General features: G+C 29.9%; 5 protein-coding genes and 2 pseudogenes. 1 reads left to right on the top strand and 6 read right to left on the bottom strand.

Annotated elements, in window-relative coordinates; all coding sequences use genetic code 11:
• Positions 1-104, top strand: a pseudogene (locus tag AB671_RS22970) (DDE transposase); the annotation flags it as partial.
• 118 nt (positions 105-222) lie between these two features.
• Here the strand turns inward: AB671_RS22970 and AB671_RS21205 are convergent.
• The 6 genes and pseudogenes from AB671_RS21205 to AB671_RS21180 form a co-directional block, all read right to left on the bottom strand.
• On the bottom strand, positions 223-594 hold the full coding sequence (locus AB671_RS21205) for a septal ring lytic transglycosylase RlpA family protein (protein WP_066680936.1): 372 nt from the start codon (positions 592-594) through the stop codon (positions 223-225).
• 515 nt (positions 595-1109) lie between these two features.
• On the bottom strand, positions 1110-2411 hold the full coding sequence (rimO, locus tag AB671_RS21200; protein ID WP_066680934.1) for a 30S ribosomal protein S12 methylthiotransferase RimO: 1302 nt from the start codon (positions 2409-2411) through the stop codon (positions 1110-1112).
• Between the two features lie 127 nt (positions 2412-2538).
• Positions 2539-3927, bottom strand: coding sequence for an exopolysaccharide biosynthesis polyprenyl glycosylphosphotransferase (locus AB671_RS21195; protein ID WP_066680932.1), 1389 nt, complete (start codon positions 3925-3927; stop codon positions 2539-2541).
• A 92-nt stretch (positions 3928-4019) separates the two neighbouring features.
• Positions 4020-4565 (bottom strand): dTDP-4-dehydrorhamnose 3,5-epimerase, encoded by a 546-nt coding sequence (gene rfbC, locus AB671_RS21190; RefSeq protein WP_066680929.1) that lies wholly within the window; start codon positions 4563-4565, stop codon positions 4020-4022.
• 13 nt (positions 4566-4578) lie between these two features.
• Positions 4579-5018: pseudogene (locus tag AB671_RS22865) on the bottom strand (glycerol-3-phosphate cytidylyltransferase).
• An 87-nt stretch (positions 5019-5105) separates the two neighbouring features.
• On the bottom strand, positions 5106-6218 hold the full coding sequence (locus AB671_RS21180) for a glycosyltransferase (protein ID WP_066680928.1): 1113 nt from the start codon (positions 6216-6218) through the stop codon (positions 5106-5108).
• Positions 6219-6444: the final 226 nt, after the last annotated feature.

The following is a 6444-nucleotide window of genomic DNA, read 5'->3' as shown; positions in this document are numbered from 1 at the left end:
CAGCAGAATCTTTCAATGCGAAAATAAAAAACTTCAGATTACAACTTAGAGGCGTACGAGATAAGTCTTTTTTTCTATTCAGATTATCAAAACTTTTTGCTTAGTCCCCAACTTTTGAGACTGATCCATGAAAATTCTCAACGCAACTGATATTAATGAGCAAGTGTAAGAAAACATAAAAGCCAGCTAAAATTTAGCTGGCTTTCTAATTTAAATCATAAATTAATCGACAATTTCATATTCCACCGGAATCGTACCGTGATCGGTATTTCCGATTTCATCGAACGCGGCTTTAGACATATCTAATGCTCTTGACGAATGGAAAGGTCCTCTATCATTAATCGATACGATTACTTCTTTACCATTGTTCAGATTGGTAACCCTAATTTCGGTACCAAAAGGAAGCGTTCTGTGCGCTGCGGTAAGTTTTGAATTATCAAAAACTTCTCCGCTTGCAGTTTTTCTACCGTTAAATTTATCGTGGTAGTACGATGCATAACTTGTTTTCTTCGCATCTACAGCATTATTCGTAAATGAATAAATACCTAGTGTTGAAATCATCATTATGATTACGAGAATGAATCTTTTCATCATTTTGAACTTTTACTTGTTTGACGAGGCAAAACTATACTTAAACTTTTTACCTGCCTATTCTAAAAGTTAACAAATGTTAAATAAAACTTAAATAAAACTTAATTAAGTTTGTAAGTACCTATTAATAGGGGATTTAGACTACTAAGTTAAAAAGTGTTAAAAAAACAGCCAAAATGTTAACATAATTAACTAAATGGTGCATAATTCAGTATTCAACAAAAACATAACATACTTAAAATCAACAAATTAATCAAAATTAAAAATTGAAAAAAATCGCTGTAACGAATTAAAAAAACACACTACTTATTAGTAAATCATAAAATATTATGGAAAAGCTAAAAAACAACAAAATACTGCTTATTCTCGTTTTAGCGGTGATTTTGATAGGAATATTTTCCGCAGGAAAAGAATTTGGGCAGTATCTTTACCAAAGATTTAACTAAAAGATAAACTGCATTTTAACTAAAATAAAAAAACCAATGACGAATCATTGGTTTTTGCTTTTATATTTTAGCTTAAACAAGCTCTCCGTACAAATCAAATTCTTCAGCTGAAGTAATTTTTACATTGGCAAATTCACCAATTGAAATGTAAGTATTTTCTGCAGATACCAAAACGGTATTGTCTACGTCCGGAGAATCGTATTCTGTACGACCTACGAAATAGTTCCCTTCTTTTCTGTCGAAAACACATTTATAAACCTCACCGATTCTCTTTTGGTTTTTATCCCAAGAGATTTGCGATTGCAATTCCATAATTTCTTCTACTCTCGCCTCTTTTACTTCCTGTGGAATATCATCTTCTAAAACGTACGCTCCTGTATTTTCTTCATGTGAATAAGTGAAGCATCCTAATCTATCGAATTTCTGCTCTCTTACCCACTCTTTCAATTCCTGGAATCTTTCTTCCGTTTCCCCAGGATATCCTACAATTAGAGTTGTTCTGATTGCCATATCTGGCACTTTCTCTCTGAATTTATCTAATAAGGCATTTGTTTTCTCATGAGTAGTTCCACGTTTCATCGATTTCAACAAATCTGAATTAATATGCTGAAGCGGTATATCTATATAATTACAAACTTTCGGTTCTTCACGGATAATATCTAAAACATCTTCCGGGAAACCACTTGGAAAAGCATAATGAAGACGGATCCACTCGATCCCTTCTACTTTCACCAATTCTTTTAAAAGTTCGCCTAGAGCTCTCTTTTTGTAAATATCTAAACCGTAATACGTTAGATCCTGAGCAATCAAAATTAATTCTTTTACTCCTACTTTCGCTAATTTCTGAGCTTCTTTCACCAATTTCTCAATTGGTGTAGAAACGTGGCCACCTCTCATCAAAGGAATTGCACAAAACGAACAAGGTCTATCGCACCCTTCAGAGATCTTAAGGTAAGCGTAATGTTTTGGTGTGGTTATTAATCTTTCGCCAACCAATTCATGTTTATAGTCTGCTCCTAAATGCTTCAATAAAATTGGAAGATCTCTCGTACCAAAATATTGGTCAACATCAGGAATTTCTTTAATTAGATCTGGTTTATATCTTTCTGAAAGACATCCTGTAACGAAGACCTTTTCAACTTCACCTCTGCTTTTAGCTTCAACAAAATCTAGAATCGTATTGATTGATTCTTCTTTTGCATTATCAATAAAACCACAAGTGTTTATTACAACGATATCACCTTTATCTTCGTGCACAACTTCTTTTCCGTTGGCTTTCAGCTGGCTCATCAACACTTCAGAATCGTACACGTTTTTGGAGCATCCCAACGTGACGATATTTATCTTTTTCTTACCTACAGATTTTGTGCGCATTTTATATTGAATAATAAGTAATTAGTAATCAGTAATTTTTGTGGGTGCAAATTTAAGAATAAAAAAAAGAACCGATGATTCGGTTCTCTATTTATATTGATTATAAACAATATTATATAAAATAACATTAATATGCTTGTTCATCGCCTTTTACTATATTATATAGCGTTAAAAATATTATTTTCATGTCTAAAAAGAAAGACCAGTTCTGAATATACCAAACATCTTTTTCTATTCTTCGTTCCATATCTTTATGAGAAAATATTTCACCTCTTGCTCCCATTACTTGTGCCCAACCTGTAATTCCCGGTTTTACAATATGTCGGGTCATGTATTTCTTTGTAATTTTTGAATACATTTCTGTTTGAGATAACATATGAGGTCTAGGACCTACAATTGACATTTCGCCAAAAAAAACATTTATAAACTGTGGTAATTCATCAATACTTGTTTTTCGTATAAAAGCCCCGAACTTGGTAATTCTATTATCATTTTTAGTTGCGGTTTGCAGATCAGCATTTCTATTGCTCGTCATGCTTCTGAATTTCATACAATTGAACGGTTCATTATTTAGGCCTGATCTTTTTTGTATGAAAAATACAGATTCATTACTTTCTAGTTTTATAATTAATGCAACAATAGGTATTAACCAAGATAATAAAAATACCATTACAAAAAATGAAAAACCAATATCAAATGTTCTTTTTAACAACTGCTTCTTAGGATTTGAAAGGGGTTCTCTTATAAGTTTAAGAAATGGAATTTCGTGGATTACATCAAAATAATTAGGTCCTAAGTTGGCATATTTGAAATCGGATACCATATAGATTCTTATCATTTTATGTTCAGCAATTTCAACAATTTGTTTATAAAGCTCAACATCTATATCATTATCACAGAAAATGATGCTATTTATTTTTGTTGTTTCTAAATCCTGAATTAGTTTATCAATTCTACCAAGATATTTATTTTTTGTTTCTGTACTTACAATCGTATACGTTCCTCTTATTCCGAGCGCTCTTCTTAAATCATTATTGGATAGCAATGTGGCAGATAGTTTGTTCTCACCAACCAATACTGTATTAAAAGAATAAAGTTTTCTGCCTAATTTTACTCTATTTTTCTTTCTATATAAAAAAAGTAAAAATCTAGTAAAAGACATAAAAAAACTAACCGACAGAAAATATACGATAATATTAGCATAGTTGATTTTCACAGAAAAAATCAGAAGTAAGAAAATGATAGAAGTAAAAATTAGTAAAGAAAAAGATTTGGTTAAAGCATTAAAATGCAATGATGATTCTTTAACTTTCAAACTTTTATAGGGTTTGGTAATTATTGTTATTACAAACCAAGATATATTGAGAAGAAAAAGCTGAACTTTATATTCTTGAGAAAAATTTTTTTGATCGAATTCAAAAAAATAGAGCTTGCCAAAAATAAATAAGAAATTGATAATGATATAATCTATTATCAAAAATATTTTAGGAAGGTGTTTAAAAAAATAAACTAACATACAATAATTCAATCATTTGTGATGATACTTACTTTAATTAAAAGCTAAAAATTAAACATTCTTATTTTTAAGCTTAAAAAAACTCTAATATATTAAAAATTTCTCAAAGCAAATGTTGGTAAAACTTGATCTTTATCAGATAAAATAATATCTGCGAGCGGAAGTTTCCAATCTATATTGAGATCAGAATCATTCCAAAGAACACCTCCTTCTGATTCTTTATCATAAAAATTGTCACATTTATATGAAAACACAGCAGTTTCGCTAAGAACAGAGAACCCGTGTCCGAAACCTCTGGGAACATACAATTGTAATTTATTTTCGGCTGTTAATTCAATAGAAAACCATTTTCCAAAAGTGGGAGAATCTTCGCGTAAATCAACCGCTACATCTAGAACTTTTCCTTCTAAACATGACACTAATTTTGCCTGAGATCTTTCTCCTTTTTGCAGATGTAAACCTCTGAGAACGCCATAGCTGGATTTTGAAATATTGTCTTGAACGAAATGACCATTCAATCCTGTCAATTGTTCAAATTTTTGCTCATTATATTTTTCGTAAAAATAACCTCTGTCATCCTCGAAAACAGTAGGTTCAATAATATAACAGTCTTTTAGTGGAGTTTCTTTTATTTTCATACGACTTGCTTTCCTAATGTGGAATCGATTTTTTTTGTTCTTGTTCGAAAACTTCTTTTTTTAAGGCTGAGCTAGAAGAACCTATGATCTCTTTTATTATAGAATTTCTCTATTCCCTTCTCATCGTAATAGTCTTTTCCAGTGAAGTTGTTATCTTTGTAATCGCTTCTGATTATAGGTACATTTATTACAAAAGATTGTAAAATATCCATCAAATCTTGTTCTGTATTATAAGGAATTATCTCGTCCACATCTTTAGAAACTTTTAGCTGTATAACGCTCAACAATAGTTTGGGAAGGTTTGTTTTTGTTCAGACAATCTAATGTAGAGTCTAGCTGTAGTTCGACTATTAAATAATCACAAGCAGTTTTGGCTTCTTATAGCATTTTTATATGACCCCCATTTAGCAAATCAAATGATGAGAAAGGAATTCCAACCTTTTGTGTTTTCATAACTTTTATCTTAGTTATTACAAAAATAAGAATAAATCGCAAAAACTCAAAACATATCCTAAATAAAAAAACAAGAAAGATTTTTATTTAGGATATGTTTTCTTCAACAAATAAGTTCAGCTTTTTTATAAAAACTTCTTCACTAAATTTTTTCGAATTTTCACGAATAACGATAGGATTAAAATCCTTTATATTTTTTTCAAAGTTTTCTACAGCCTCAATTATGTTCTCAACTTGTTGTTTATAAAAAAAGACACCCGTTTTCCCTTCAATTATGGTTTCTAAAACACCTCCCTTGCCATAAGCTATTACTGGGGTTCCACATGCCTGAGCTTCTACTGGTGCAATTCCAAAATCCTCTAATGATGAAAACACAAATGCTTTTGCGTTAGTTATATAATTATTAATTTCAGTAGATGATAGATACCCAGTAAAAATTATTTTATCTGAGTTTTTTGCTGATTGTTCTAATTTTGATTTTTCTGGACCATCACCAATTACAATTAATTTTTTATTCAATTTTATAAATGCCTTTACCAACAAATCAAATCTTTTATATTTCACAAGTCGTCCAACGGTTACATAATATTCTGAATCGGAAATATTTATTGTGCGCAAATTAAAATTCTCTATTGAAACTGGGGGATAAATAACAGACGATTTGACTTTGTAGTTTTTTTCAATCCAATTTTGAACATATATAGAATTTGCTATGATGTAATCGGGATTTTTAGCCATTTTTTTATCAAATCTTTGAAGATATTTTCTAAATGGCAAAAATATCAGGCCTAATATACCTGGAAAATAATTATCATATTCATCCCACACGTATTTAAAATTTCGTGCTTGTATATAACATATATGCGTTTCATTTCCAATTCTAAAGCCTTTGGATAAACACCATGATGAACTGATTACTAAATCTACAGAATATTTTTTACGATTTTGCGAATTAAAATTTTTAGTAACTAAAGGAAAAAAAGGCAACGCAAATCTAAATTTATTTCCCAAAAATTTCAACAAATAACTTGTGTTTATTTCTGGATTCTTCCCATTAAACATTATTAGCTTATCCTTTTTCTTCATTATATCTGCATAAGCAAAATAATAATCAAAGGACATGCATTTATCTATAGAATTTATGACTCTCTCTGCACCTCCATATTTGTCAAACCAATCGTGAATCAAAGCTAATTTCATGTAGAGTTATTAAAATTATTTTTTTTAGTGAAAATATTATATCTGAAGAAATATTGCCTTAGCAATTTCTTATTAAATTTATTTAATTAATTCTGAAAAAAATCAAAAAAAATATAAAACTTAGAAATAGTGGTTATAAAAAGGTATTCTTCTAAATTTGGAAAAATACACAGAAATTAATTTCTTCAATTATTTTGGAATTGACAGATAATATACTGATTTGGGG

It is taken from the genome of Chryseobacterium sp. BGARF1 (assembly GCF_001677955.1).
GTDB lineage: Bacteria > Bacteroidota > Bacteroidia > Flavobacteriales > Weeksellaceae > Chryseobacterium.
This window is presented reverse-complemented; position numbering and strand designations above follow the sequence as displayed.